The organism is Plantactinospora sp. WMMB334, from assembly GCF_049179095.1.
Classification (GTDB): domain Bacteria; phylum Actinomycetota; class Actinomycetes; order Mycobacteriales; family Micromonosporaceae; genus Plantactinospora.
The window spans coordinates 5,414,118-5,439,890 of record NZ_JBMHME010000002.1 but is presented as its reverse complement, the minus strand read 5'-3'; the positions used below and the strand labels follow the sequence as shown (position 1 = coordinate 5,439,890).

The following is a 25,773-nucleotide window of genomic DNA, read 5'->3' as shown; positions in this document are numbered from 1 at the left end:
GTTCCTTCCTGATCTGTCTCAGCCATGTCCCGCGTCGGCCCCGACACCGATCTCGCGCAGCCAAGAAACGAACTCGGCGCTGTGCAGAAAGTTGGAGTGATCGCCCGCGAAGACGCGGTGGGTGTGTCCGCCGGAGGTGCTGGACCGCCATGCCCCGAGTCCGTTCGCGGACACCAACTGATCCTGGTCGCCACCGGCGGCATGGATGGGGCAGCGCAGTCGGCCGTAGTCCGATGGCGAGAATTCGCGCAGGATACGGAGATCCTGCATGGCCAGATCGAGGGTGGCATCCCGCCAGGCGTCGGAGGCATCGGCGCCCGGGGCGAGATCCGCCAGGTAGGCGACGAGATCCGGCCGGCTCCTGGTGACCGATTCGGGGACCGTGACCAGGCTCGGTGCGGTCGCGCCGACGGCGACCAACGAGGCGACCGCCGTCCCGAGCCCCTCCAGCCGCGCGGCGACCGCGTACGCGACGTACGCGCCGAAGCTGTGCCCGACGAGCACCGGTCGACGCGGCGTCCGCCGGGCCAGTTGGGAAAGACAGTGCTCGACGACAGCGCTGAACGAGTCGGCCCCCCTGCCGAAGTTCCTGCCGAACCGGCCGGGATAGTGGACCAGCCACGCCGAGGGCCCGAATTCCTGGACCACGGTCTTGAGCTCGCCGCCGAACGAGCCGGCACCCGGGAAGACGACGATGTCCGGATTCCCGGACGCCCGGGACGCCTCCGTCACCCGGTCCTGTCGGGGGTTCACAGCCGCAGCCCCAGTTCGTCCATCACCATGGCGATGCTGATCGCGCACAGCCGGAAGTCCCACTTCTCCGACTGGGTGGTCCGCGGGTCCGCGTCCAGGCAGTCGTCGGCGAAGACACCGGAGGCGGCGACCAGCTCGCGCCAACCGGCCCACGTCCGCGCGTCCATGCCCGCCCGCAGGTCGTACGCGGTGAAACCGTGCTTGCCACGCCGCAGGACCGAATCCGGGACGACTCCCCGGTAGGCCGCTCTCAGGCATGCCTTGCCCTCGAAGTCGACCATCTTGGCCTCGTCCCTGACCTCCAGGGCGAGTGAGACCACCGAGTTGCCGAGGAAGGGATAGCGTCCCTCGACCGAGCTGGCCATCACCATGGAGTCGCCGTGGTCTCCGAGCAGGTGACCGGACATCTGCACGTAGACGTCGGCGATGGAACGCATTTGCATGGGCGAGAGGTGCCTCACCTCCTCGTCGGTGAAGGGGATGAGTCGGGTACGCCAGAACTCGTTGCCGGAGACCGCCTCCCGGGCCGCCGGGGTGAGGTACGTGTTCCGGCGCCGGTCCACCCCGCGCCAGTCGACCTCCCAGCCGAAATCCGCCCGGCCCCATGCCTGCTCGTTCTCCGGCCGGGAACTGCGGCTGGATCTGGCCGCGCTGTCGAAGGCGTAGGAGTCGTAACCGAAGAAGAGCTCGTCGGCGCCCTCTCCGGAGACGACGCCTTTGATGCCGGCGGAACGGACGGCGTCGGCCAACATCATCGCGGCCACGTTGTATGTCTCACGCTGCGGATAGCAGCAGTGCCGGACCATGCGCTCGAACGTCGACGTGATGTCGGCCTGCCGGCACCGGATCCGCTCGTGCTTGCTCCCGACGAGCTCGGCCACCTCGGTCTGGAACCGGTCCTCGTCCAGGTTCCGCTCGTCGAACACGACGGAGAAGGTCCGGATGGGCCGGTCGAGCAGGTCGGCCGCCTCCATGACGATCGCCGTCGAGTCGAACCCGCCGCTCAGATAGGTGCCGATCTCGACATCGGCGGCCAGCCGGTCGCGCGTCGACTGCCGCAGACCCTCGCGGAGCGCTTCGGCGGGCACCGCCTCCGCGGCGTCCTGGAACTCACCGTAGCGCCAGTACCGCAGGGTTTCCGGCTCACCCGCGCCGAACCGCACCGCGCAGCCGGGCGGTACGGCCAGCACCGCCGTCACGAGCGTCTGGGGAGCGACGATGTTGCCCATCGAGAAGTACTGGTCGACGGCGCCCATGTTCAGCTTCCAGTTGCGGTCGACGCATCGCACCAGAGGCTTGATCTCGGAGCAGAAGTGCACCGTCCCGCCGGTGACCGTGTAGTACATCGGGCAGATGCCGAACCGGTCCCTGGCCAGGTATGTGACGTTCTCGGCACGGTCCAGGATGACGGTGGCGAACTGCCCGTCGACCAGGGCGAGCCCGTCGACGCCGTACCCTGCGAACAGTTCCGGGATCACCGACACGTCGACGCCGTTGCGCTGGCGGTCCTGACCCACCTTCGACCGCAACTGGCCGGCGTTGAAGATCTCGCCGTTCGTCATCGCCACGTAACGACCACTGCGGTCCTCGGCGGGTTGCCACCCGTCCGCGAGGCCGGTCATGCCGAGCCGGCCGAGCTTCGCCGAGATCGTTCCGGTGTTCAGCGAGTAGGTTTCGTCAGGCCCGCGGTGCACCAACTGGGAGTGCATGGCCGCCGCGATGCCGCGATCGATCCGTCCGTCCGGCGCGAAGGTGCCACAGACACCGCACATGACGATCACACGCCCCGATCCGGCAGCGGGGCGACCAGCGCCTTCAGGTTCTCCGCGCGCAGGACGTCCCGGACACCGACATCCATCCAACCGAGCTGCCGCAACGTGCCCACCAGCAGCACCGCGGAGGCCGAATCGCCGCCGACCTCGAAGAAGTTGTCGTCGAGACCGACGTCGACCGTCCCGGTGAGCTGGCGTACCGCCGCGAGCACCCGCTCGGCGGGCGCGTCGTCGCCACCTGCCGGCGCCGTGCGGTGGCGGCTCACCCGGAGCGCGTCCCGGTCGACCTTGCCGTTGCGCGTGTAGGGCATCGTGCCGATGTGCTCGATGACGGAGGGCACCTTGTAGGAGTCCAGGACCTTCTCCAGGTGCGCCCGGACGTCGCGGACCGTGGCGGTGCCCACGTAGTAGCAGACCAGAGCGTCGGCGTCGGACGCGTACGTGTCGTCGTGTGATTCGGCGGTCACCACCGCCTCGTCGACACCGCCGAGCCCGCAGGCCGCGCTCTCGACCTCGCCGGGGTCGAGCCGGTAGCCCCGGACCTTCATCTGCCGATCGAGTCGCTCGACGTAGAAGATCTGTCCGGTCCGACGCTCGACGATGTCACCGGTGCGGTAGACACGGTCCCCGGTGCCGTCGAGGAAGAGTTGGGTGCCGTGCGGCGTCAGGTAGCCCAGGGCGACGCAGTCGCCGGTCAGCACCAGTTCTCCGCGGATGTCCGTCCCGGCGGCGAGCGCCGGCCGAACCGCCCCGGGGATCGGGTCGATCCGGTAACCGCCGTCACCCACGAATTCGCCGAGCGGGACCGAATCGGCCCAGGCGTCGGGATCCAGACGACCGCTGAGGAGGTTGCAGATCGTGGTTTCGGTGGTTCCGTAGGCATTGTGGAAGACCGCGACCGACGACCATTTCCGGAGCACCGCCTGGCGGCACGCGCCACCGCCGTTGATCACGTGGCGCAGGCTCGTGTTCCGGGTCGGCGTGGTCGCCGTCAGGGCGAACGGTGTGGTCTTGACGTGGGTGACGCGGAACCGCTCCAGCGTGTTCTGGAGCACCGACCCCGGGGTGAGGTGTTCCTCGTCCAGGACCACCAGGCATGCGCCGGCGGTAAGCGTCCAGAGGATCTCGGTGATGCACCCGTCGAACGTCAGCCGCGCGAACTGCAGCGTGCGGCAGGTCGGGTCCATCGCCAGGCGTTCCACGTGATCGCGGATGACCGTGCCCAGTGGTTCGCCGCGTACCAGCACGCACTTGGGTTCTCCCGTGGATCCCGAGGTGTAGATCGCGTAGGCGATCCGGTCGGCCTCGGCCTCCGGCTGCTTCCAGGACGGCGCCGGCTCGTCGGAGCCACCGCGCCACCGCGCCGGCACCACACCGACCACCGGCATCTCGGAGCCGGCCGGCGTCCTGGCGAGGGTGGTGATGCCGAGCAGGTTTATCTTCGTCGAGTACGACGCGGTGTCGCGCGGGTCGATGAAGAGGAACGGACGGCCGGCCTTCATCGCGCCCACCATCGCGACAACCGAACCGGCGGTCCGGGTGGCCTCGATCCCGATGAACTCGCCGGGGGCGGTGTTCGCTTCGAGTTGCGCCACGAAGTCGGCGACACCCTCGCCGAAACGGCGGTAGCTGATGGTGCCCGTCCCGGTCGCGATGGCGTCGCGCTCCGGATGGGCGCGTACGGCCCGGTCGATGTCGAGGATCACGGAGAAGTCGTTCATGGACAGATCACCAGTCCTCATGCCACGGGGTGCAGCAGAGCGCCGACACCCTCGACGATCGCTTCGATCGAGTCGCCGGGGCGGACGACGGCGGCGCCCGGTGTCCCCGTACAGATGACCGTGCCGGCGGGAATGGTCCGGTCGGCGGTGAAATACTCCACCAGATAGCCCAGGTCGTATTTCATGTCGGAGGTGAGCGCGGTGGCGATGACCTCGCCGTTGCGGACGGTCGACACCCGAATCGACTTGAGACTCACGTCGTCGAACTCGTCCAACGTGACGAGCTGCGGTCCGACGCTGCAGAAGGTGTCGAACCCCTTGGCCCACGGGATGTACCGGGGATTCTCCCGGATGACGTCCTCCGCGGTGAGGTCCAGCACGGCGGTGACTCCGACGACGACCGAGCGCCAGGAGGAACGCGGCACGTTCTTGCAGTCCCTGCCGATGACGAGGCCCAACTCGGCCTCGGCGGTCACCCGCTTGCTGCGCGTCGGCAACTCGATCGGTCGGCCGTTCGCGATCAGGCAGTTCCGCGGCCGCAGGTACGACCCGGGCCCGGAGACGGGTTGCTCGGCGTCGAGATCACGGGAGTGGTTCCGGTAGTTCAGCCCGGCACCCCAGATATCACCGCTGTCGAGGACGGTCGCCGCCCCGGCAAGCCGGATGTCGGCCCGTCCGGCGGCCGGCGAGCGGCCGAGCAGACCGACAAGCTCCCGCCGCACGGAATCGTCGAGCAGATCAACCAGCCTACGCGGCGCGGCGAAACCCTCGATGTCCGACAGTCGTCTCCAGATCCCGTCGTGACTGACGAAGATCTCGTGGCCGTCGGGCGTCTCGATTCGGGCGAGCCTCACTTCGTTCCTCCAAGAAGCGCATCGGCCATAGGGGTCGTTACCGCCGCCGCGTACCCGACGATGAGCTGCGCCGCCGCACGTATGTCGTCCTTGCCGACGCTCCGCTCGGCCAATTCGACAGCGGTCTTCATCAGGTGTCCCGGGTCGAGGAAGTTTTCCGCGCAGATCTCTTCGATGAGCGGGAAGAATCCGGAGTGCACGCCGATCACGCCGCCGAGGACCTGAAGGTTCCGGTTGTCGGGAGTGACGTGCAGGCTCGCCCGACAGAACTCCGCTATCTTGGCAAGCTTCTGATATGAGAAAATGTCGTCACCGACGATGCTCAGGATTCCCGCCAACGACTCGGTCTCCGCGTTTCCGGCGCCCCGGCCGATGCCGGCCAGGGTGCCGTCGATGATGGATGCCCCCGAATCCAATGCGGCCATACTGTTGGCGTTTGCCATGCCAAGGTTGTCGTGGCCGTGGAATCCGACCACCGAGCAGCATTCCTTGGCGGCAAGGATGTAACGATTGACGTCGCTGGGGAGCATCGATCCGTAGGAGTCGACGATGTAGAGTCCGGCGATGTTGTCCGGAATTCTGTCCAGCAGACCCGGTATGAGGTCGGCGGGGGTGGCGCTCGACTTCATAAGGTTGAGATACACCTGGTCGCACATCTCGGTGGCTCGCCTAAGATAACCCAGGTTCGCCTGTACCTGCTCGGGCGACATTCCGATCCGCACGAAGGACATGCCCTGGTCGCACAGCTCGCGGAGGGTCTCCAACCGGCTGAACTCGGGTTGCGCGAACATGCCCCACTGAGAGGAGGCCAACTCCGAGCGGGCGATCTCGCACCAGCTCTTCAGGTCGATATTGCAGGGCCGTATTCCTGTCCGTTCGGCCTCGAAGCCGACACCGTGACCGATTTCGATCTTGCTGATCGGAGTTTCGTCGAGGCGATTGAGCAGGCCGACGACGAATCTCTCGTCGAGTTGGAAATCGACGACGTACGACCCTTCACGCAGGGTTGTATCAAGCACCTCGACGAGTAGGGACTGCGCGGCGAACATGCTGACTCCCCGAACCTAGACAGCCGAGAACCCGCAGGTTGCGACGTTGCCCCGCGGGCCTCAGCTGCGACAGTCAATGCGAATCGGAGGGCGTCCTGGCGGACTGGTGGATGGCGGCCAAAGGGGCCTGCGAAATTACACCTTCCGGAAGATGTGCACCGGCCATAGTCTTGCCGCGCAATCTTGGCGATATCTTGTCGCCATCTTGGCCGACGCAGACCCGTCAGTAAGGTGCCCTCTGTGTCACATACGGCCGATCGGTGCGAGCCGGACGAAGGACCGAACTCGGGCATCACCGGAATGGCCGCGAGGAATCTCGGATCGGAAAGTTATTGAGACCAGGCAACTGGGAGTCGCTGCCCTGCACGGGCGGAGGGTTCCGCTCTGGGCACGCGGCTACCTGTTGAGTGCGCCTTTCAGTGCCGTCGTGGAGAAGTCCTCGGGCAGCGGAAATCCAAACAACACGGACAGTGCGGCCAGAAACGCGCTCCGTTCCGATTCGCCGATCGTCCCACCCCGGCGGACGGTCTTCGCGGTCGCGCCGACCAGTTTGAAGGCCGTCGGGAAGTCGGCGGCGGAGAGCGCCGCGAGGATCTGGTCGGCCGCCCTGGACGGGGTGCCCTCCGACCCGCCGGAGCCGGCCAGCACGGCCGCGTGGTCCTTGGCGATCCGCGCGATCTGCTCGCCTACCTGGGCCTTCACCGACACCACCTCTTCCGGCCGGCCGGTCACCAGCAGCGAGCCGTCCAGCCACTGCGGGTCCACGCCCTGCGCGACGACGGCGCGGGCCACCGGCAGCACCAGGACCGGCGGGTGGGTGACCGCAAGGTCGATCATCATCAGGCGCAGCCACAGCAGATCGCCGCCGACAGCCTCCGAGGAACTGACCAACGTCGCCGCTCCGGCGGCGTACCCGGTCGCCGCGGTGAGCAGCGGCGTTTCCCGCAGCGATGCGGACACGGACGCTGGCTCCCCGGCGTCGTCGGTGAAACTACGCGCCCGCAGCGTCGGCGACCAGGAGACGTCTCCGGCGGGATCCGCGGCCAGCACGGCGAGCGGGGCACGGCCGAGCGAGACGGATTCGGTACGGTCGGCGTGGCCGGCCTCGATCAGGTCGCCGAGGTACGCCTCGAGGGTCTGCAGGTGACTCAGGCCATCGTGCCGCCCCGCCCGCACCGCCATCCCGGCCTTGACGACCGGCGGCGTCAGCCAGCTTGCCGGATCGGCACCGGGCTCGTGATCCCCGAGACCGAACCGGATCGGAAGCCCGACGGCGCGGGCGAACTCCAGGTCGGCGGCCGAGTGCGCCGGGTTGACGATGACCGCACCCGTCCCGAACTCGGGCTTGGCCCAGTCCGCGACCCACACTGGGAGCAGGTCCCCGTGTAGCGGGTGACGCACGAAGCGGCCGCTGAAGTACGGACGCCGCCGCACCTGGGTCCCGACGAGCGCCTCGTGGTCCGGGTGAACGACGATCGCACAGGCTGCGGTGAAGGGCGACCAGTCGGTCGTGAAGGTGGTGACCGCGCCGCCGCTCGCGGCTCCCGTCGCGGGATCGGCGAACGGCAGGCGGAAGACCGCGCCCGGCGCCCGGCGCAGCGCCTTCTGCTGCTTGGCGTCCAGACGCGGGCCCCAGGTGGTCGTCGATCCGGTGGCCACCGCCGCCAGCGCGGCCGGCGACGGGACGTAGGCCAGCGTCCAGGGGCCGGCCTCGTCGTCCTCGGAGCTCACCGCGATCCGTCCGGCGGACGCCAGGTTGCGCAGCAGGTCCACGGTGGCGGGGGGAGGCGTCTCGGCGGAAGGGTCGATGAGAGCGCCAAGCCGTTCACAGGCCGCCGCTACCGCCTTCAACCGCCGCTCGTGCAGTTCATCGACCGGGGCGCCGATTGTCAGGGTCCTGTTTCCCACGTTCGCCTCCACCGTCGATGCCTCAGGGGACCACGCGGACATGCTAATCCTCGATGCGGTGGCGATTAGCGGCGGTGCCGGCGTGCCATCCATAGTGGCGCCCGTGAGCTGCTCGAAAGGCTTGTGGAGCGGAATTCGTGGACCGGGGCACTCGGGACAACGATTCACTGTTGGCGCGGTTCTCGCGCCGCCCGGGCACAGGCGACGGCAGGGATGTGGTCTACGAAGCACGCATAACCGAACGAAACAGCCAGACTGGGCGTCCGAGGTTCGACGACGGAACAAGCCCCAGATCCGGAACCAGAGGTTCGTGCACCGTCGGGAGCGGTGCGCCCGGCAGGATTCGAACCTGCGACCAACTGCTTAGAAGGCAGCTGCTCTATCCGCTGAGCTACGGGCGCGAGCCTGGTCGGCGTGCCTCAGCAGGGTACCGCTGCCAGGACTACGGCCGGCCGAGGACGTGACGATCTGGCCTGCACATACTAGGTTTCGAAGCGTGCAGTTGACGAGCACAATGTTCTTGCCGCTCCTGGTGTCGGTCGACGACACCCGGTACGGCGAGGACCACCTGCTCGAAGACTTCACCCAGGAGCTCGACGTCGGCTACTCGTTCGGGCCGCCCTACGGTCAGCGCCTGGTCACCTGGGACGACCTGGACGACCTGGAGATCAGCCAGGCGGAGCTGCGGCAGGTGGCCGTCGACAACCTCTACCGGCTCCTGCCCAGGTTGCGGATCGAGGGGCAACCGCCCGCGCCGATGCTCTCCTTCGGAGGGCTCGAGTCCACCGTCCTGCTCGCCGCCGAGGTGTGGGAGGACCTGGAACGGTCCGTGCCGGGCGAGCTCGTCGTCGGCGTACCGGCCCGGGACGTGGTGCTCGTCACGGGTACGGCGTCGCGGCCGGGCATGGAGAAGGTACGGCGAGCCGTGGACCGGATCTTCTTCGCCGGTGACCAGAACCTGCTCAGTCGGGAACTGTTGGTCTGGCGGCAGGGCGGCTGGTCCGCGTACGGGACGGCGTCGGATTCCGAACCGCAGCCGGATCGCTGGGTGGAGCCGGAGCCTCCGGAGCCGGAGCGCTGGGAAGATCCGCCGGCACGGGAACGGAGCCGTCGGCCGGACGTCGACCGGGCTCGGGAGAGCCGGCGGGAGGATCCGGAGCGGTTCCGGGAGCCCCCGGGGCGGTGGCGGAGCGCGGCACCGGAGCCGGCACCGGAACCTGAGCCGGACCGGCGGCGGGGTGCGGGACCTGAGCCGGAGCCGGGCCGGTGGCGCGGGGGTGCGCGTCGCGCGCAGCCGGCGCCGACGACGGCTCGGTGGCAGGGTGAGCTCCGCCCCGAACCGGAGCCGGAGCCGGAGGAGGAGCCTGAGCCTGGGCCCGGCCGGTGGCGGACGGGCGCGGGACCGGAGCCGGGCCAGTACCGCGTGCCCCGGCAGCGGTCGGGTGACGGCGGGACGACGGACTGGCCGGAGCGGCCACCGGCGCGCCGGTCGAAACGACGTAGGCCAAGGCCCAACGGTCCAAATCGGTGAAGACCTGCTGCCGGACGGTCGGTCCGGAGAGCGTCACGTCGTGCAGGGCACCGTCGTACCGGATCAACGTCACGTGCCGGCCCAGCTTCGGCGCCCACCGGGCGATGTGTTCGACGTCGAGCACGGCGTCCGACAGCGCCGCGGAGTCGTGCCAGGTACGTCCCCGGAAGGTGCGGTCCGAGATGCTCACCAGGATCGGGACCGGGATCTCCAGCCCGGCCCGGAGTTGCCGCTGTGCCCGCCGGACCGCCCCGAGCCAGCCGACCCGGACCGGAAAGCCGGCAACGGGCTTCCAGGCGAGGTCGTATCGCCACTCGCCCCGGTGCTCGGCGTGCAGGCTGTGGCCGTACACCGCGGAGAGCCGGCGGGGAACGGTGCGGTACGGCATCCGGTGGCCGACCCGGGCGAGCGTCGCCAGAACCGGCCGGCGGACCAGCCACGGCATGTTGAGGTCGAAGAACGGGCTGTTCAGGAAGAGCCCGTCGACGATGCCGGCCGAGCGGCGGGCGTGCGTCCAGACCGCGGTGATCAGCCCGCCCGCCGAGTGCCCGTTGACAAGTAGTGTCCGGTTACCGTCCACGTTCCGGATGATCTCGGCCGCCGCGTCGAGTTCGGGAAAGTAGTCGGTCACGTCGGTGCAGAAGTTCGGCGTCTGGTGCGGCAGCAGGCTGCGCCCGTGTTTGCGCAGGTCGAGCGCGTAGAAGTGCCAGCCGTGCGCGACGAAGAAGTCCGCCAGGTGGGTCTGGAAGAAGTAGTCGGCGAAGCCGTGCACGTAGAGCACGGCCCGATCGGTCGGCCGGTCGGCCCGGCGCCGGACGAGCGTGGCGACCACCGGTCCCTCGTCGTCGCGGCCGAGCTCGATCGTCTGCCGCTGGTACGGGGCTCCGAGCAGGTCCGGTTCCATCCCGCCGACGCTACTCCGCCATAGCAGATGGCGGCTTGATCAGGGCTTTTTCCACAGGGCGGCGGGTTGTCCACAGTCGCGCTGGCGGCGCTGGCCGCCGTCCGTCTCGGAGCGGAACGCTGTCGGACGAGTCGGCTTGGACGGGAACAACCGGATCCCTGTGGAGGGGCGATGTTCGACACCTACGTAACGATTGTCGGTAACGTGCTGACCGCGCCGGAGTGGCGGCGTACCACCCAGAGTGGCACCCTGGTGGCCAACTTCAAGGTGGCCTCGACCGCCCGTCGCCTCGACCGGGAGAGCGGGCGGTGGGTCGACGGCAACAGCCTGCGCGTCAGGGTGAACTGCTGGCGGAAACTGGCCGAGGGAGTGGCCTCATCGGTGATGGTCGGCGATCCGGTCGTCCTGGTCGGTCGCCTCTACACCCGCGACTGGACCGACGACGCCGGCAACCACCGCACGATGTACGAGTTGGAGGCGCTGGCCGTCGGTCACGACCTGTCCCGGGGCCGGGGACGCTTCGCCCGCAACCGGCCGTCCACGGCGACATCCTCGATGGAGGAGGCCGAGGCCGAAGCCCGGGTGCACGGCGAGACCACCGACTCCGTGTCGCGCGAGGAAGCGCCGGCCCTGCCCGACGAGCGCCCGTTCGACGACGACGGCGAATGGGGTGGCCTGCCCGTGTCGCCCGGTCAGAGCTTCGATCCGGCGGGTCTGCCGGCCGATCCCTTCGGCGACCGGATCGAACTCGACGGGCTGCCGGATGACGAGGAGGCCGCCCCCGGTGACGGGTTGAGCGCCGGGCCGGGCGACGGGTTGAGCGCCGGGCCGGGCGACGGGTCGAGCGCCGGAGCGGGCGCCGACCCGGAGGTGGGGCGGGACGACGACCCGGCCGAGGGGCGGGCCGAAGGGGCGGGCGCGGAACCGGGCGAGGGGGCGGCGGCCCGCACCCGGCGCGGTCGCACCCGCCCCCACGCGTCCGTCTGATCGGACTCCGGCGCGGTTCCCACCGGGCGGGTCGCTCGATCGACGTCGCCGGACGAGGTCGCCTGGCGAGACCGGTGGTCGCCTCCGCACCGCCGTCCGGGCCGACCGAGGGGTGGGGAGGTCGGTCATTGGCACCGGCCGACCTTCCCACCCGTACCGTCGGGCCGCGCACCGGCCCGTCCGGGCCGGTCGCCGACAGGCACGTGCCGGCGTCTGTCCTGGCACGGGGCGGGCGGCACGTCGGTGGGGCGGGTGGGGCGAGCGGCCGTCTACCTCACCCGTTCGGCCGCCGGGCGCTCCGGTTCGGATACGTCGCCTCCGCGTGGTGTGTTCGGCGGAGGTACGGCGGACGGCTCGGCGGCAGCGCCGGGAGTCGACGGCGCGCGGCGCGGTGCGGGCACCGATCGGGTCGCCGCCTCGGGCTGTCGTTGTCGCACCAGAGCAGGCGGCGGCGGTGCGCCACGCCTGCGGCGCGGAGGACCGAGGAGACGCATCATCGGCGTCTCGACGAACCGGAAGAGCAGCCAGGCGGCGACGAGGCTGACCAGCAGGAGCGCGATCGCGACGGCCGGCCCCCACCAGCCGGCAAACCCACCGCTGTGCCCGCTGAACCGGAAGATGGCCTTGATCAGGAACACATGGACCAGATAGAACGCGAACGAGACCTCGCCGAGCCAGACCAGGGTTCGCGAGCGCCACGGCGACCAGCGGCCGGTGACGTCGGCCCGGGCCGCGCTCGCGATCACGAGTACGTAGCCGACGGCCAGCACCGTGGTCCAGAGCTCGGCCCGGATCCACTCCATGCAGGCCACCCAGAGCGCGACGAAGAGACCGGTGGAGAGCAGCAGGCCGGGGCCCCGCCACTTCCCGCGCAACATGAGCTCGGCGGCGGCGACGCCTATCCAGAACTCGAAGGACCGTACGACCGGAAAGATCTGCGTGAACCACCAGCGGACCGTCTCCGGAAGGAGCTGCTGACCGGGCCACATCGCCATGATCAGCAGCGGCATGGCGACGACGACGGCGTAGAGCTGCCACGCCCGCATCCGCCGGATCAGGGGAAGCACGAACGGAAGTGAGAGATAGAAGAACATCTCACAGGCGAGCGACCAGCTGACGTTGTTGATGCTGTAGAAGTAGCCGTCGACGGGGATCCATGCCTGCACCAGGACGAGGTTGGCCAGCGCGGCCTTCAGGTTGACCGGATCGGCCCAGTAGAGCGCGAGCGCGATGACGATGGCCCAGGTGACCAGGTGGTTCGGATAGATCTTGGCGGCTCGCCGCCGCCAGAACGCCCGCTTGCTGTCGCCGGGCCGCGCGGACCAGACCAGCACGAACCCGCTGAGGATGAAGAAGAACTGCACCCCCGAAAGGCCCAACGTGAAGACCCAGTCGACCACCGCCCCGTATTCGGGCTCGGCGACGATCTGCATCGTCCCGACGTGGAAGCCGAAGACCAGCATCGCGGCTATCCACCGCAGTCCGGTCAGCGACGGCAGGCGGTTCAGCGCGGTGGCCCCGCCGCCCCGGCCGGCCCCGCCAGCTCGGCTGGTCTCGCCGGCCTCCGTGGTCCGGCCAGTGTCCGGGAGCGGGTCGGGGAGTGCGTCGGTGGCGGGCGTCACACTGGTCATCGGACCTCCTCGATGGGCACATCGATGACCAGCACTTATGCCTCCATCGGTCACATTGTGCCGGGATGTCCGCCTCGTGCGGTGCTTCCCCGGCTGCGTACGCCCGCTGTCGCGGGTCCGCCGCGACCCTATCCGGTGACCGGGCCCGATCGCCGTACGCGTGGGCACCGCTCGGTCCGGCACGGTGACGCCGGGCTGGTCAGCGAGGTGCCGAGGGCGGCCGGGACGGGCGGACTAGGCTCTCCGGGGTCTGGGGAGGTGGTCGCCGTGTGGCCAGTCGACAGCGCGTCCGGACCCGGCGGCGCGGCGGGAGGCGGCAGCACGCCCGGGAGCGGCAGCACGCCCGGGAGCGGGGCGGCGGGAGGCGGCCCGCTTCGCGGCGGCGGCTCCGCACGGGCGGCCGGCCGTCGGGCCGGGGTGACCGGATGGCTGGACGACGGCGCGGCGAACGCCGCAGGGTTGGCGGCCGGGTACGCCCTGGACGCCATCTTCGGTGATCCTCGGCGGTGGCATCCGGTCGCCGGGTTCGGCCAGGCGGCGGGCGCACTGGAACGGCGGCTGTACCAGCCCCGGCGTACCGCCGGTGCCGGATTCGCGGCACTGGCGGTCGGCGTACCGGTGACCCTTGGCGTGGCGGCCACGGTGGCGACCCGGCGTCGGCCGCTGGCCCGCGCGGCGCTGGTCGCGGCGGCGACCTGGACGGTGCTCGGCGGGCGGACGCTGCGCCGGGAAGCCGCGACCATGAGCGGAGCTCTCCGCCGGGCCGACCTACCGGCGGCGCGGCAGCGGCTCGGGCACCTCTGCGGGCGCGATCCGTCGGCGCTGGACGAGTCCGAGCTCGCCCGGGCCACCGTCGAGTCGGTCGCGGAGAACACCTCCGACGCGGTGGTCGCGCCGCTGATCTGGGGCGCGGTGGGTGGGGGGTTGCCCGGTCTCCTCGGCTACCGCGCGGCAAACACCCTGGACGCGATGGTCGGGCACCGCTCGGACCGTTACGTCCGGTTCGGCGCCGCCGCCGCCCGCCTGGACGACCTGCTGAACCTGGTGCCCTCCCGGCTGACCGGACTGCTCACCATCGCTGCCGCGCCGCTGGTCCGGGGCGACCGGAGCCGGGCCTGGCGGATCTGGCGGCGGGACCGGGCGGACCATCCCAGCCCCAACGCGGGGCAGTGCGAGGCGGCGATGGCGGGAGCCCTCGGCGTGCGACTCGGCGGACGGAACGTCTACTTCGGACGGGCCGAGGTCCGGCCGTTCCTCGGTGACGGTCCACGCCCGGAGGCGCGGCACATCGACCGGGCGGCCCGGCTCTCCGGTGCGGTCGGGCTCGCCGCACTCGGCATCGCGGTGGCGTACGCGGCCACCGGCCGACCACGGCGGGCGGCGACCCGCCGACTCACGGGAAAACTGCCAGGGATCGGTGTACCACCTCGGGGACGGCGGTGTGGGATTCCCGAGCCGGCCCGCGCGTCAGCTCGACGACTTCGGTGAGGCCGGAGAGGGTGAGGCCGGAGAACCGGACGGCCCCCTGTGGCCCGGCGGGTCCGGCGAGCCCGGCGGGTGCCGCGAGCCCGGCGACCGCCGGGAGGGCGACGGGTCCGGCTCGCCCGCGCGGCGGGACGGGTGGAGGGCTGCTGGTCGCCGGGACCACGTCGGATGCCGGCAAGAGCGTCCTCACCGCCGGCATCTGCCGGTGGCTGCGCCGGCAGGGTGTCCGGGTGGCACCGTTCAAGGCGCAGAACATGTCCAACAACTCGGCGGTGGTGATCGGGCCGGACGGGCGGGGCGGCGAGATCGGCCGGGCGCAGGCCATGCAGGCGGCGGCCTGCGGCATCCCGCCGGACCTGCGCTTCAATCCCGTGCTCCTCAAGCCGGGAAGTGACCGGTCCAGCCAGGTGGTGCTGCTCGGCCGGGCGGTCGACACCGTCACCGCCGGCAACTTCCGGTCGCTCCGCCCCCGGCTGGCCACGGCCGCGTTCGAGGCGCTCGCCGAGCTTCGCGCCGAATACGACGTCGTGCTCTGCGAGGGGGCGGGCAGTCCGACCGAGATCAACCTCCGGGACACCGACTACGCCAACATGGGGCTGGCCCGGCACGCCCGGCTGCCGGCGATCGTGGTCGGTGACATCGACCGGGGCGGTGTCCTCGCCGCGATGTTCGGCACCGTGGCCCTGTTGGACGCAGCCGACCAGGAGCTCGTGGCCGGCTTCGTCGTCAACAAGTTCCGGGGCGACCTCGACCTGCTCCAGCCCGGCCTCGACATGCTGACCCGGCTCACCGGGCGGCCGACGTACGGAGTGCTGCCCTGGCACGTCGACCTCTGGCTGGACGCCGAGGACTCGCTCGCCTACGGACGGGTGCTCGGGCGCCCGGCGCCGCCCAGGGGCGGCGAATGGCTGGACGTGGCGGTGATCCGGCTACCTCGGATCTCCAACGCCACGGACGTGGAGGCGCTGGCGACCGAGCCCGGGGTACGGGTCCGGCTGACCGTCGAGCCGGCCGAGGTCGCCGCCGCCGACCTCGTCGTACTGCCCGGCACCAAGTCGACGGTGGCGGACCTGGAGTGGCTGCGCCGTACCGGGCTGGCCGACACGGTGCTCGCGCATGCGGCCGCCGGACGGCCGCTGCTCGGCATCTGCGGTGGCTTCCAGATGCTCGCCCGGAGCATCGACGACGAGGTGGAGAGCGGGCGTGGCCTGGTGCCCGGTCTCCACCTGCTGCCGATCGGGATCACCTTCGGCGCGGCCAAGACCGTCACCCGCTCGACGGGCACCGCGTTCGGGTCGGTCCCGGTCCACGGCTACGAGATCCATCACGGGTACGTCTCCGAGCTGGACCCCGCTCTCCCCCCGCTGATCCGGCATTCCGGCGGCGCGGCGGAGGGTGCGGCGCTCGGTCACGTCCTCGGTACCCACTGGCACGGCGCCTTCACCTCGGACGAGTTCCGCCGCAGGTTTCTGACCGAGGTCGCCCGGCTGGCCGGCCGGCACGGCTTCCAGGTCGCTCCGGACACATCGTTCGCCGCGGCCCGCGAACGCACCCTCGACATCCTCGGCGACCTGGTGGAGGAGCACCTCGACACCGCCGCCCTGTGGCGGCTCATCGAGCATGGTCCACCACCGGCGCTGCCCTTCGTCCCGCCCGGGGCGGAGGGGTAGCGTCTGCCGAATGCCGCCCGTCGTCGAGTCGTACGCCGGGTTGGCGGCAGAGATCCTGCGCCGGCCGGCCCGGCTGGGCCGGACCCGCCTGGTCGCGGTCGACGGGCCGAGCGGGGCGGGCAAGACCGTCTTCGCCGGCCGGCTGGCGGCCGCCCTCGGGACCGCACTCGGGACGGCCCCGCCTGGGACGGCCCCGCCTGGGACGGCCCCGCCTGGGACGGCCCCGCCTGGGACGGCCCCGCCTGGGACGGCCCCGCCTGGGACGGCCCCGCTGCGGACCGTGCCGTCCGGCACCGTGCGGGGCGGGACCGTGCCGTCCGGGACCGCGCGGGGCGGGCCGGAGACACCGGTGGTGAACACCGACGATCTCCTCGACGGCTGGGCGGACCAGTTCACCTTCTGGCACCGGCTCGACGAGTGGGTCCTCGCCCCGCTCCGCGCCGGGCTGCCCGGTCGCTACCGCCGGTACGACTGGACCCGCGGCCGCTTCGGCGACGACTGGATCGTCGTACCACCCGCGCCGGTGCTGGTCCTCGAAGGGGTCTCCAGCGCCCGCTCGGCCGTCGCCGCCGAACTGACCCTCGGTGTCTTCGTGACCGCACCGGCGGAGCTGTGCCGGGCGCGTACCCTGGCCCGGGACGGGGCGGCGCTGCTGCCTCAGCTCGACACCTGGCGGCGCGGCGAGCGGGCGCATTTCGCGGCCGACCGCACCGCCGAGCGGGCCGAACGGGTGGTGGACGGTGCTGCCGTCCCCGACCCGGACGGCACCGCCTTCGTCCGGATCCGGTGACCGACTGACCCTGGTCTGCTTATGGACGTATCCGGGTCGCTGCGGCACGATCGGCAGGACAGGCCAACGCGGCGCGGGCGGGGGGACACCATGACGACCGGCGGTACGAGTGGCACTCCGGCGCGACGGCGGGTGGTGCTCACCGGGATCAGCTCACGCGCCTGGGAGCATCCTGCTGATCGCGGCGCGCTTACCGCCCTGCGGGAGTTGCGCGGCTTCGACGACGTGGTCAAGGCGTTCTTCGGGATGTGGAACGAGCGCGGTTTCCGCCTCTCCTACCTGGCCGCCGCCATCCGGGTCGACCACCGGCAGTACCCGAGGGTCTACCGGCTCTACGCCGAGGCGGGCGCGGCGCTGGACGTCGCCGAGCTGCCCGAGCTCTTCGTGACCCAGTCACCCTGGCTGACCGGTGAGGCGATCGGCCTCGACCGGCCATTCGTCGTGATCAGCTCGGCCTGCGTCAGCCAGCTCGACGACGACGAGCTCCGCTTCCTGCTCGGGCACGAGCTGGGGCACGTGGGCAGTGGGCACGCCGTCTACAAGACCATCCTGAGCATCCTGACCCGGTGGGCGGCCAACCTGAGCTGGTTGCCGGTCGGCGCCCTCGCACTCCGGGCGATCATCGCCGCGATGCTGGAGTGGTGGCGCAAGGCGGAACTCTCCGGCGACCGGGCCGGGCTGCTCGCCAGCCAGGATCCGGCGGCGGCGGTGCGGGTGCTGATGAAGCTGGCCGGCGGAGGTGACCTGAGCCAGATCGACACGGCCGCCTTCGTGGAGCAGGCCGCCGAGTACGACGGCGGTGGCGACCTGCGCGACAGCCTGCACAAGATCAGGATGACCGCCTGGAGTACCCATCCCGTGCCGGTGGCCCGCGCCGCCGACCTGCGCAGGTGGGTCGACTCCGGCGAGTACGCCCGAATGGTCGGCGGCGACTACCCCCGTCGCGAGGACGACGGCCTCACCTCGGTCTCCGCCGAGATCAAGGCGGCGGCGGAGTCGTACCGGGAGGCATTCGGACGTTCCCAGGATCCGCTGGTCGGCCTGCTGCGCCGGCTGGGTGACGGCGCCAGTGACGTCGGCGAGTGGGTGGGCGGCGGTGCCGGCCGGGCCCGCTCGTGGATGAACGCGGCGGGTGAGGCGGCTGCCCGGGCCGCCGGTCGCACCCGGCGGAACGGCCAACCGGGCGGCGCCGACGGTTCCGCCCGGCCGGGCACGGCCGCCGAGGGCGACGTACCGCCGGGGCCGGCGGACGACCCCTCCTGATCTCGGCGGGTCTTCCGGGGGCCGGTGGGTGAGCGGTGGGACTGGGCGATCCGGTCGCCGGACCGGCGCTTACGATCTTTCCATGACCACGACTACCCGCACCGAAGCCGAACTGCGTGCCGCGATCGAACGCGAGATGCCCGGCGTACGGGCGGACCTGGAGCGACTGGTCCGGATTCCCGGCATCGCCTTCGACGGGTTCGACCACTCCCAGGTCGAGCGCTCCGCCGAGGCGGTCGCCGAGCTGTTGCGCGGCTGCTCGCTCGACGTGCGGGTGGTCCGCTCCGGCGGCCAGCCGGCGGTGATCGGCCGGCGTCCCGCGCCGCCCGGCGCGCCGACCGTGATGCTGTACGCGCACCACGACGTGCAACCGGTCGGCGACCTGAGCCTCTGGCAGAGCGACCCGTTCGAGCCGGTGGAGCGCGACGGCCGGCTCTACGGGCGGGGCGCGGCCGACGACAAGGCCGGCATCCTGGCACACGTCGCCGCGTTGCGGGCCTTCGGCGACGCGCTGCCGGTCGGCGTGGTGCTCTTCGTCGAGGGTGAGGAGGAGTACGGCTCCGACTCGCTGGAACGGCTCCTCGTCGAGCACCGGGACGAGATCGCCGCCGACGTGATCGTGATCGCCGACTCCGGCAACTGGGACATCGGCGTACCGGCGCTGACGACGTCGCTGCGCGGGATCGTCAACTGCTTCGTGGAGGTGCGCACGCTCTCCCAGGCGGTGCACAGCGGCATGTTCGGCGGCGGCGTACCGGATGCCCTGACCACGCTCTGCCAACTCCTGGCCACCCTGCACGATCCGGCCGGCGACGTGGCGGTGGAAGGGCTGGTCAGCGGGGCGGGCGCGACCGTCGACTATCCGGAGGACCGGTTGCGGGCCGAGGTCGGGATGCTCGACGGCGTCTCCTTCCTCGGCACCGGACGGCTGACCGACCGGTTCTGGAACAAGCCGGCGATCTCGGTGATCGGGCTGGACGCGCCGCCGACCGCCGAGGCGCCGAACGCACTGGTGCCGTCGGCAAAGGCCAAACTGAGTGTCCGGCTGGCCCCGGGTGACCAGGCCGCGTCGGCGTACGCCGCGCTGGTCGAGCACCTGCGCAAGCACGCCCCGTTCGGGGCGACCGTCACCGTGACCCGGGAACACGACGGTGAACCCTGCGTGATCGACGCTTCGGGTCCGGTCTACGACGCGGCCCGGGCCGCCTTCCGGACCGCCTGGGACGGGGTCGAGCCGATCGACATGGGGGTGGGCGGTTCGATTCCGTTCATCGAGACGTTCCGCCGGATGTTTCCCGAGGCCGCGATCCTGGTGACCGGGGTCGAGGACCCGCACGCACAGGCACACGGACCGAACGAGAGCCTGCACCTCGGGGAGTTCGCCCGGGTCTGCCTGGCGGAGGCGCTGCTGCTGGCCAGGGTTGCCGAGGCGAACGCCGCCGGGTGAGCCGGCCGGCTGATCGCAGGATCATGACGGCACCGGCCGGCTGATCGGGGGATTACGGCACCGGCCGGTGCCGGCGCCCGAAGAGCAGCAGCAGGGCGCCGAGGAGCAGGGCACCGGCGCCGATCATCGCCATCGGGCCGGTGCGGCCGCCGGTGATCGGCAGTCCGTCGTCGCCATCGCCAGCGCCGCCGCCCCCGCCCGGTTCGTTGATCAGAAGCTTGGCGCTGTTGCTCTTCGGGCCGCTCTCCGACGACGGGCCGAGGCTGCGCACCGTGATCGTCCCGTCCGCGCCGGGCGCGGAGTTGATCTTCACTCGAACGGTGGACGACAGTACGCCCCCGCCGGAGGCCGTCGCCGGCCATCGGGTCTCGGTGGCGCAGTCGACCTCGGTCAGCTCGGCGACCTCGTCGCCCTGCTCGTCGCGGAACGTGCACCACTGACTGGGCAGCAGGACGGTGCCGCCGGGCGCGACGATCCGCCAGGAGGCGCCGCCGTCGGACGGGCCGTGGTTGGTGACCGTGTACGGCACCTCCACGGTGTCACCCACCGAGCCGGTGACCGGGCTGCTCCGTACCTCGAGATCGTGGCTGTTCGCCCTGGTCCAGATGCTGAACCTGGCCACGTTGGCCGGTGCGACGGCGTCCTCGACCCGGGCCGGGCTCTCCGACGTGGTCGGGTCCGGTGTGTCCGGAGACGGCGGCGCCGCCCCGGACCGCGGTTCCACCTCGCCGCGCTCTGCCGTCCCGCCGCGCTCTGCCGTCCCGCCGCGCTCTGCCGTCCCGCCGCGCTCTGCCGTCCCGCCGCCACGCTGCTCCAATGCGGTGCGCAGCTCGGCTACCTTGTCGGCCAGCGCGGGGGCGTCGGTCGAGCCGGCCCGGCGCAGGGCCTCGGACAGTGGCTGGTCGGCCAGTTCGTCGGCCTCGACGCTGCCCGCATCCTCGGCCGGACCCGGCAGGTTCTGGCCGAAGACGACGTTGAATGCCGCGTCGCCCGACTCGGGCTCGGAAAAGGCGACACCGGTGCCCGGCTCGAGGATCAGGTTCATCTGGCAGGTCACCCGCTGCGGGCCGTAGACGTAGCCCGCCGGCGGCTCGCCGGGCCGGTCGTCGCCGTACACACAGTCTCCGTACCGCTCGGCGAAGGTCGCGCCGAGCGGAAGCGTGATCGTCAGCGCGAAGCCGGGCAGTGCGGTGTCTCCGAAGTTGAAGACGGTGGCGTGCAGCGGGCGCTTGTCGCCGCCGCCCACCCGATGCTGCGCCGAGCCGAGGTCGTCGACGCTGGCCACCAGGCCCGAGCCGGTTGCCCGGATGCTGACCGCAAGCTCGTGGGTCGCGGAGACGGCGCCTCCGGGGCCCTCGGCCGAGACGCCGACCCTGACGACGCCCGCCGGACCCGGCCGGGCACCCGGGGCGCTGCTCAGCACGATCGGCTGCACCAGCGTCTCCTGCCCCGGGGCCAGGTCGCCGTGCCCGCACCGCACCGTCTTCTCGGCCTGCTGGCAGTCGGTGGTGCCGGGCGGGACGGAGACAACGACGTCGCCGGTGGTGGATCGGGCGTCGTAGACCGCCTCGACTCCGGTCGCCGCCGCGTCGCCCGCGTTGCGCAGGTGGAAGCCGATCGAGCTGCCGGCCGCGTCGATCCGCGCCTCGACGGTGCCGGAGACCTGTAGCTGCGGCCCGGCGGCCAGCTGCGGCTCGGCGGCCGCGGCGTGTGCCGGGACCGGTGCGGCGGTGAGGGCGGATGCCACGAGCAGGGCGGCGACGGCTGCGGCGAGCCGCCCGCCTCGGCGGGGATCGGCGTTCGTCATGATGCTCCGGGGTCTGGCCGGCGGGCGGGCCCGGAGCGGACCGCGTCCGGCTGGAGGGGGAGTGGCCGGCTGGCGACGAGTGTGGACAGCTGGAGGGAGTGTGGACAGCGGACGGGTGTGCGTAGTCGAAGATAACTTACTTCCGCCCCGACCCGGGATCCCCGGGAAGAAACCGGCGAAAGCACCCGGCAGGATCGTCGAGGCGGTAAGCTTTCGAACATGAGTACGAACGAGGCCATTACGCGGCTCGACGCCGCGGTCAGTGCGTTGCGGGACGTCGACGTCTCCGCGTGGTCCGAGGATGCGCTCCGGGACCAGCTCGGCGAGCTTTCCACCGTTCTCTGTGCGCTCGACGCCGCCCTCGCCCGGGTGGCCGACAGCGTGCGCGCCCGTGGTCTACGCATCGAGGAGCCGGCGCCGGTCTGACCGCTCCCGCCCTGGTCGAGCGGGGGATGCCGGGCGGACCGGACGAAAGTTGTCGGTGGTGGCTGCCAGGATGGAGCCGTGCGCTTCGTTGACCTGGCAGCCACCTCCGCCGCGGTCGCCGCCACCTCGGGGCGGCGGGCCAAGGTCGAGCTGCTCGCCGAGGCGCTGCGCACCCTCGCGCCCGACGAGCTCGCGGCCGGCTCGGCATACCTCGCCGGAGAGCTGCGCCAGCGGCAGACCGGGGTCGGTTACGCCAGCCTCCGCGAGCTGCCGCCGCCGGCCGAGCAGCCGACCCTGACGGTTGCCGACGTCGACACCGCGATCGCCGCACTGGCCGAGGTGCGGGGCGCGGGCTCGCAGAACCGTCGTCGCGAGCTGCTGGCCACCCTCTTCGCCGCCGCCACCGTCGACGAGCGGCGGATGCTGCTTCACCTGTTCAGCGGGGAGCTTCGCCAGGGCGCCCAGGCCGGCCTGCTGACCGAGGCGATCGCCCGGGCGGCGGAGGTGCCGCTGCCCACGGTCCGCCGGGCCCTGCTGCTGGCCGGCGACCTGAAGACGGTCGCCGTCGCGGCGTTGACCGGCGGCGCGAGCATGCTGGCCGAGTTCGCATTGCAGGTCGGCCGCCCGCTGGCACCGATGCTCGCGCAGAGCGCGGCCTCGGTCGAGGAGGCGCTGAGCGCGGTCGGCCTGCCGGCGGTGGTCGACGTGAAACTCGACGGCATCCGCATCCAGGTGCACCGTTCCGGTGACGACATCGCGGTCTTCACCCGCAGCCTCGACGAGATCACACCCCGGGTTCCCGAGGTGGTGGCGGTCGTCCGCGCCCTGCCGGCCCGCGAATTGGTGCTGGACGGCGAGGCGATCGCGCTCGACGCGTCGGGCCGGCCACGACCGTTCCAGGAGACGGCCAGCCGGGCGGCGACCAGGGGAGCCCGCCGAGCCGTCCGCGCCGAGACCGGCGGTGCTGCGGCCGGCGGTGCTGCGGCCGGCGGTGCTGCGGGTACTGGAGCTGCGGCCGGCGGCACAGGCGCGGCCGGCGGTGACGAGGCCGGCAGTGACGAGGCCGGCAGCCGCAGCTTCGGGGCGGCGCCGGGCGGAGCGTCGACGGCCGGTTCGGCGCGGGCCGTGGCCGTGCCGGTGGACGTCTCCGAGATGCCCCGCATCGGCACCTCCGGTGCGGCCCCCGCCGAGATACCCGCGCCCGACCATCCGGCGGCCGCTGCCCCGTCGGTGCTCTCGGCGGCGCGCACGAGCGGCGACGTCGTGCTGACGCCGTACTTCTTCGACATCCTGCACCTGGACGGCGTCGACCTGCTCGACGCGCCGGGGCACGAACGCTGGACCGCGCTGGCCGGCATCGTCGCACCGGCACAGCTCGTCGAGCGGATCACCGTCGACACGGTCGAGCAGGCATCCGCGGCATTCACGGCGGCGGTCGACTCCGGGCACGAGGGGATCGTGGTCAAGGCGCCGGAAGCGCCGTACGATGCCGGGCGGCGGGGCGCCGCCTGGATCAAGGTGAAACCGCGGCACACCCTCGATCTCGTCGTACTCGCCGTCGAGTGGGGCAGTGGTCGGCGCAGGGGCTGGTTGTCGAACCTGCACCTCGGGGCCCGTGATCCCGAGACCGGCGGCTTCGTGATGCTCGGCAAGACGTTCAAGGGGCTGACCGACGACTTGCTGCGCTGGCAGACCGAGCGCTTCCAGCAGTTGGCGGTGGAACGTGGCGACTGGGTGGTCCGGGTGCGTCCCGAGCAGGTCGTGGAGATCGCCTTCGACGGGGTGCAGAGCAGCCCGCGCTATCCGGGCGGGGTGGCCCTGCGCTTCGCCCGCGTGCTGCGCTACCGCGACGACAAGAGCGCGGCGGAGGCCGACACGATCGACACCGTACGGGCCATCCACGCGGGTCGGCGCGACGGCTGAGGCCGCCGTCGGAGGTCCGCGCGACGGCTGAGGTCGCCGTGGCACGTCCGCCGGAGGTGGCCCGGGGTTGCTACGGTTCCCTCGTGGTTTTCCGCCGCACGCTCTACCGGCTGTACGCCCGCCGTCTGCGGGCACAACTGGCCGGCAGGCCGCTGCCCCGACACGTGGCACTGGTGATGGACGGCAACCGGCGGTGGGCCCGGAAGCAGGGCTTCGAGAATCCCAGCCTCGGCCACCGCTACGGCGCGGAGCACGTCAACGAGGTGCTCGGCTGGTGTGCCGAGATCGGGATCGCCCACGTCACGATCTTCGTCGCTTCGACCGACAACCTGCACAAGCGGGCATCCGGCGAGGTCCAGTACCTGATGAAGGCGATCGAGGAGATCGTCGTCGCCCGGCTGGCCGAAGCTCCCGGCCGGTGGCGGTTGCACCTCGCCGGTCGGCTCGACACGCTGCCCGACTCGACCCGGCACGCCCTGAAACTTGCCCGGGACGCGACCGCAGACCGTGGGGCCGACCTCCATCTGACCATCGCGGTCGGCTACGACGGTCGGGTGGAGGTGGTGGACGCGATCCGCGCGCTGCTGGACCAGGCGGCGGAAGCGGCGGTCGCCCCCGCAGAGCTGGCCCGGCGATTGACCGCCGAGGACATCGCGGCGCACCTCTACACCCAGGGCCAGCCCGACCCCGATCTGATCATCCGGACCAGCGGTGAGCAGCGGTTGTCCGGCTTCCTGCTCTGGCAGGCGGCCTACTCCGAGCTGTACTTCTGTGACGCCTACTGGCCAGGATTCCGGTACGTCGACTTTCTGCGCGCCCTGCGGTCGTACGCCGCCCGCCAACGCCGGTACGGCGCCTGAACGCCGCCGGCCACGGCCTGTCCGCTCCGATCAGGGGCGAGGACTGGGCGCCGACCGGTCCAGCCCGTCCTGGGCCGGCCGGTCCTGGCCTGCCGGGTTCTCGCCCAGCCGGTCCGGGCCGATGCGGTCCCGCCCGGCGTCGTCCTTCGTGTCGCCGCGTGCCTCCCGCCGGGCCGCCCAGCCGAAACCGACCAGGGCCAGCACCGCGAAGAGCCACCACTGAACGACGTATCCGCCGTTCAGCCAGTCGTTCTCGTGCCGGATCGGTATCGGGGAGAAGGCCGGATCGGCGGCCGGAGTCTGCTCGTCCAGCAGCAGATATCCGTGGAAGACCGGATAGGGCAGCTCACGCGCGAGCGCCGGTACGGCGACCCGCCGGGTCTCGAGCCGGCCGTCCCGGCGCACGACAGCATCGGGCCTGCTCTCCGAGAGGTGCACCCGGCCGACCACGGTCACCTCGCCGGACGGCACGGCGGGTATCTCGGGCCGGGACAACGCGCGTCCGTCGGCAGCCGGTGGGATCCAGCCCCGGTCCACCAGCACGGCACTGCCGTCGGCAAGCCGCAACGGGGCGAGCACCTCGAAGCCGACCCTGCTCTCGACGGTACGGCTGCGGATCAGGATCACGTTCGTGTCGTCGTACCGCCCGGTCACGGTGACCCGGGTCCAGGCCGCGTCGGCCGGCGGCGCCTGCCCGGTCGTGCCGGCCGCGTCGCCCGGCCGGGGCAGCACCTGCTCGACAGGCACCGGCGGCAGCGTGGCGGTGCGGTCGATCCGCTCGTTGGTCGCCGCCCGCTCGTGGTAGCGGCTCAGCTGCCAGTTGCCGAGCAGCACCATCACCGTGGCCGCGGCCAGGGTCAGCGCGAGGATGCCCAGCCAGCGGGGCGTGAGCAGGAACCGGTACACAGCACGAGGCTACCCGGGCAGCCCGGGCGGCATCCCGGGTGGCCGGCGCCGCGGTTTCCCGGGTGGCCGGCGCGGTCGGGGCGGCG

Annotated in this window: 18 protein-coding genes, 1 tRNA gene and 1 pseudogene; 9 read left to right on the top strand and 11 right to left on the bottom strand. The window is 71.6% G+C overall.

Annotation, left to right across the window (positions count from 1 at the left end; genetic code table 11):
- Window positions 1–18 precede the first annotated feature (18 nt).
- The 8 genes and pseudogenes from ACN27G_RS23215 to ACN27G_RS23180 all read right to left on the bottom strand — a co-directional run.
- Entirely contained in the window at window positions 19–753 is a 735-nt protein-coding gene (locus ACN27G_RS23215; RefSeq protein WP_421494872.1) for a thioesterase II family protein, read from the bottom strand.
- A complete protein-coding gene (gene asnB / locus ACN27G_RS23210) occupies window positions 750–2,525 on the bottom strand; it encodes an asparagine synthase (glutamine-hydrolyzing) (RefSeq protein WP_421494871.1) in 1,776 nt (591 codons plus the stop codon). The genes ACN27G_RS23215 and asnB overlap by 4 nt, the downstream gene beginning before the upstream one ends.
- Window positions 2,526–2,530: 5 nt before the next feature.
- Window positions 2,531–4,246 carry a non-ribosomal peptide synthetase gene (locus tag ACN27G_RS23205; RefSeq protein ID WP_421494870.1) on the bottom strand — a complete coding sequence of 572 codons (1,716 nt, stop codon included), beginning with the start codon at window positions 4,244–4,246 and terminating at the stop codon, window positions 2,531–2,533.
- Between the two features lie 17 nt (window positions 4,247–4,263).
- On the bottom strand, window positions 4,264–5,100 hold the full coding sequence (locus ACN27G_RS23200) for a fumarylacetoacetate hydrolase family protein (RefSeq protein ID WP_421494869.1): 837 nt from the start codon (window positions 5,098–5,100) through the stop codon (window positions 4,264–4,266).
- Window positions 5,097–6,149, bottom strand: coding sequence for a hypothetical protein (locus ACN27G_RS23195; RefSeq protein WP_421494868.1), 1,053 nt, complete (start codon window positions 6,147–6,149; stop codon window positions 5,097–5,099). Before ACN27G_RS23195 ends, ACN27G_RS23200 begins: the two co-directional genes overlap by 4 nt.
- Window positions 6,150–6,545: 396 nt before the next feature.
- The gene (locus ACN27G_RS23190) at window positions 6,546–8,057 is read right to left on the bottom strand and encodes a hypothetical protein (protein ID WP_421494867.1); all 1,512 of its coding nucleotides are present in this window, start codon (window positions 8,055–8,057) and stop codon (window positions 6,546–6,548) included.
- Window positions 8,058–8,385: 328 nt separating this feature from the next.
- A tRNA-Arg gene (locus tag ACN27G_RS23185) sits at window positions 8,386–8,458 on the bottom strand.
- A 1,002-nt stretch (window positions 8,459–9,460) separates the two neighbouring features.
- A pseudogene (locus ACN27G_RS23180) lies at window positions 9,461–10,492 on the bottom strand (alpha/beta hydrolase); the annotation flags it as partial.
- Between the two features lie 171 nt (window positions 10,493–10,663).
- Here ACN27G_RS23180 and ssb point away from each other — a divergent pair.
- A complete protein-coding gene (gene ssb, locus ACN27G_RS23175) occupies window positions 10,664–11,479 on the top strand; it encodes a single-stranded DNA-binding protein (RefSeq protein ID WP_421494866.1) in 816 nt (271 codons plus the stop codon).
- A 269-nt stretch (window positions 11,480–11,748) separates the two neighbouring features.
- Here ssb and ACN27G_RS23170 read toward each other — a convergent pair whose 3' ends face one another.
- On the bottom strand, window positions 11,749–13,110 hold the full coding sequence (locus ACN27G_RS23170; RefSeq protein ID WP_421494865.1) for an acyltransferase family protein: 1,362 nt from the start codon (window positions 13,108–13,110) through the stop codon (window positions 11,749–11,751).
- A 429-nt stretch (window positions 13,111–13,539) separates the two neighbouring features.
- Between ACN27G_RS23170 and ACN27G_RS23165 the strand changes: the two genes are divergently transcribed.
- The 5 genes from ACN27G_RS23165 to ACN27G_RS23145 all read left to right on the top strand — a co-directional run bounded on the left by ACN27G_RS23165 (window position 13,540) and on the right by ACN27G_RS23145 (window position 19,765).
- Window positions 13,540–14,598 (top strand): cobalamin biosynthesis protein, encoded by a 1,059-nt coding sequence (locus tag ACN27G_RS23165; protein WP_421497431.1) that lies wholly within the window; start codon window positions 13,540–13,542, stop codon window positions 14,596–14,598.
- A 140-nt stretch (window positions 14,599–14,738) separates the two neighbouring features.
- The gene (locus tag ACN27G_RS23160) at window positions 14,739–16,265 is read left to right on the top strand and encodes a cobyric acid synthase (RefSeq protein WP_421497430.1); all 1,527 of its coding nucleotides are present in this window, start codon (window positions 14,739–14,741) and stop codon (window positions 16,263–16,265) included.
- 10 nt (window positions 16,266–16,275) lie between these two features.
- A complete protein-coding gene (locus ACN27G_RS23155; protein ID WP_421494864.1) occupies window positions 16,276–17,055 on the top strand; it encodes a hypothetical protein in 780 nt (259 codons plus the stop codon).
- Between the two features lie 90 nt (window positions 17,056–17,145).
- Complete coding sequence (locus tag ACN27G_RS23150; protein WP_421494863.1) at window positions 17,146–18,318, top strand: M48 family metallopeptidase; 1,173 nt, start codon at window positions 17,146–17,148, stop codon at window positions 18,316–18,318.
- Between the two features lie 82 nt (window positions 18,319–18,400).
- Window positions 18,401–19,765, top strand: coding sequence for a dipeptidase (locus ACN27G_RS23145; RefSeq protein WP_421494862.1), 1,365 nt, complete (start codon window positions 18,401–18,403; stop codon window positions 19,763–19,765).
- Between the two features lie 52 nt (window positions 19,766–19,817).
- On the opposite strand, the gene ACN27G_RS23140 is transcribed toward ACN27G_RS23145, so the two are convergent.
- The gene (locus ACN27G_RS23140; RefSeq protein WP_421494861.1) at window positions 19,818–21,572 is read right to left on the bottom strand and encodes a hypothetical protein; all 1,755 of its coding nucleotides are present in this window, start codon (window positions 21,570–21,572) and stop codon (window positions 19,818–19,820) included.
- Window positions 21,573–21,791: 219 nt separating this feature from the next.
- Between ACN27G_RS23140 and ACN27G_RS23135 the strand changes: the two genes are divergently transcribed.
- From ACN27G_RS23135 to uppS, 3 genes are all read left to right on the top strand, one after another.
- Window positions 21,792–21,998 carry a hypothetical protein gene (locus ACN27G_RS23135; protein WP_421494860.1) on the top strand — a complete coding sequence of 69 codons (207 nt, stop codon included), beginning with the start codon at window positions 21,792–21,794 and terminating at the stop codon, window positions 21,996–21,998.
- 78 nt (window positions 21,999–22,076) lie between these two features.
- Window positions 22,077–23,921: an ATP-dependent DNA ligase gene (locus ACN27G_RS23130; RefSeq protein ID WP_421494859.1), complete on the top strand. Its 1,845-nt coding sequence runs from the start codon at window positions 22,077–22,079 to the stop codon at window positions 23,919–23,921.
- Window positions 23,922–24,004: 83 nt separating this feature from the next.
- On the top strand, window positions 24,005–24,781 hold the full coding sequence (uppS, locus tag ACN27G_RS23125; RefSeq protein WP_421494858.1) for a polyprenyl diphosphate synthase: 777 nt from the start codon (window positions 24,005–24,007) through the stop codon (window positions 24,779–24,781).
- Between the two features lie 30 nt (window positions 24,782–24,811).
- Here uppS and ACN27G_RS23120 read toward each other — a convergent pair whose 3' ends face one another.
- Window positions 24,812–25,687, bottom strand: a complete 876-nt coding sequence (locus ACN27G_RS23120) for an SURF1 family protein (protein ID WP_421494857.1) — start codon at window positions 25,685–25,687, stop codon at window positions 24,812–24,814.
- Window positions 25,688–25,773: the final 86 nt, after the last annotated feature.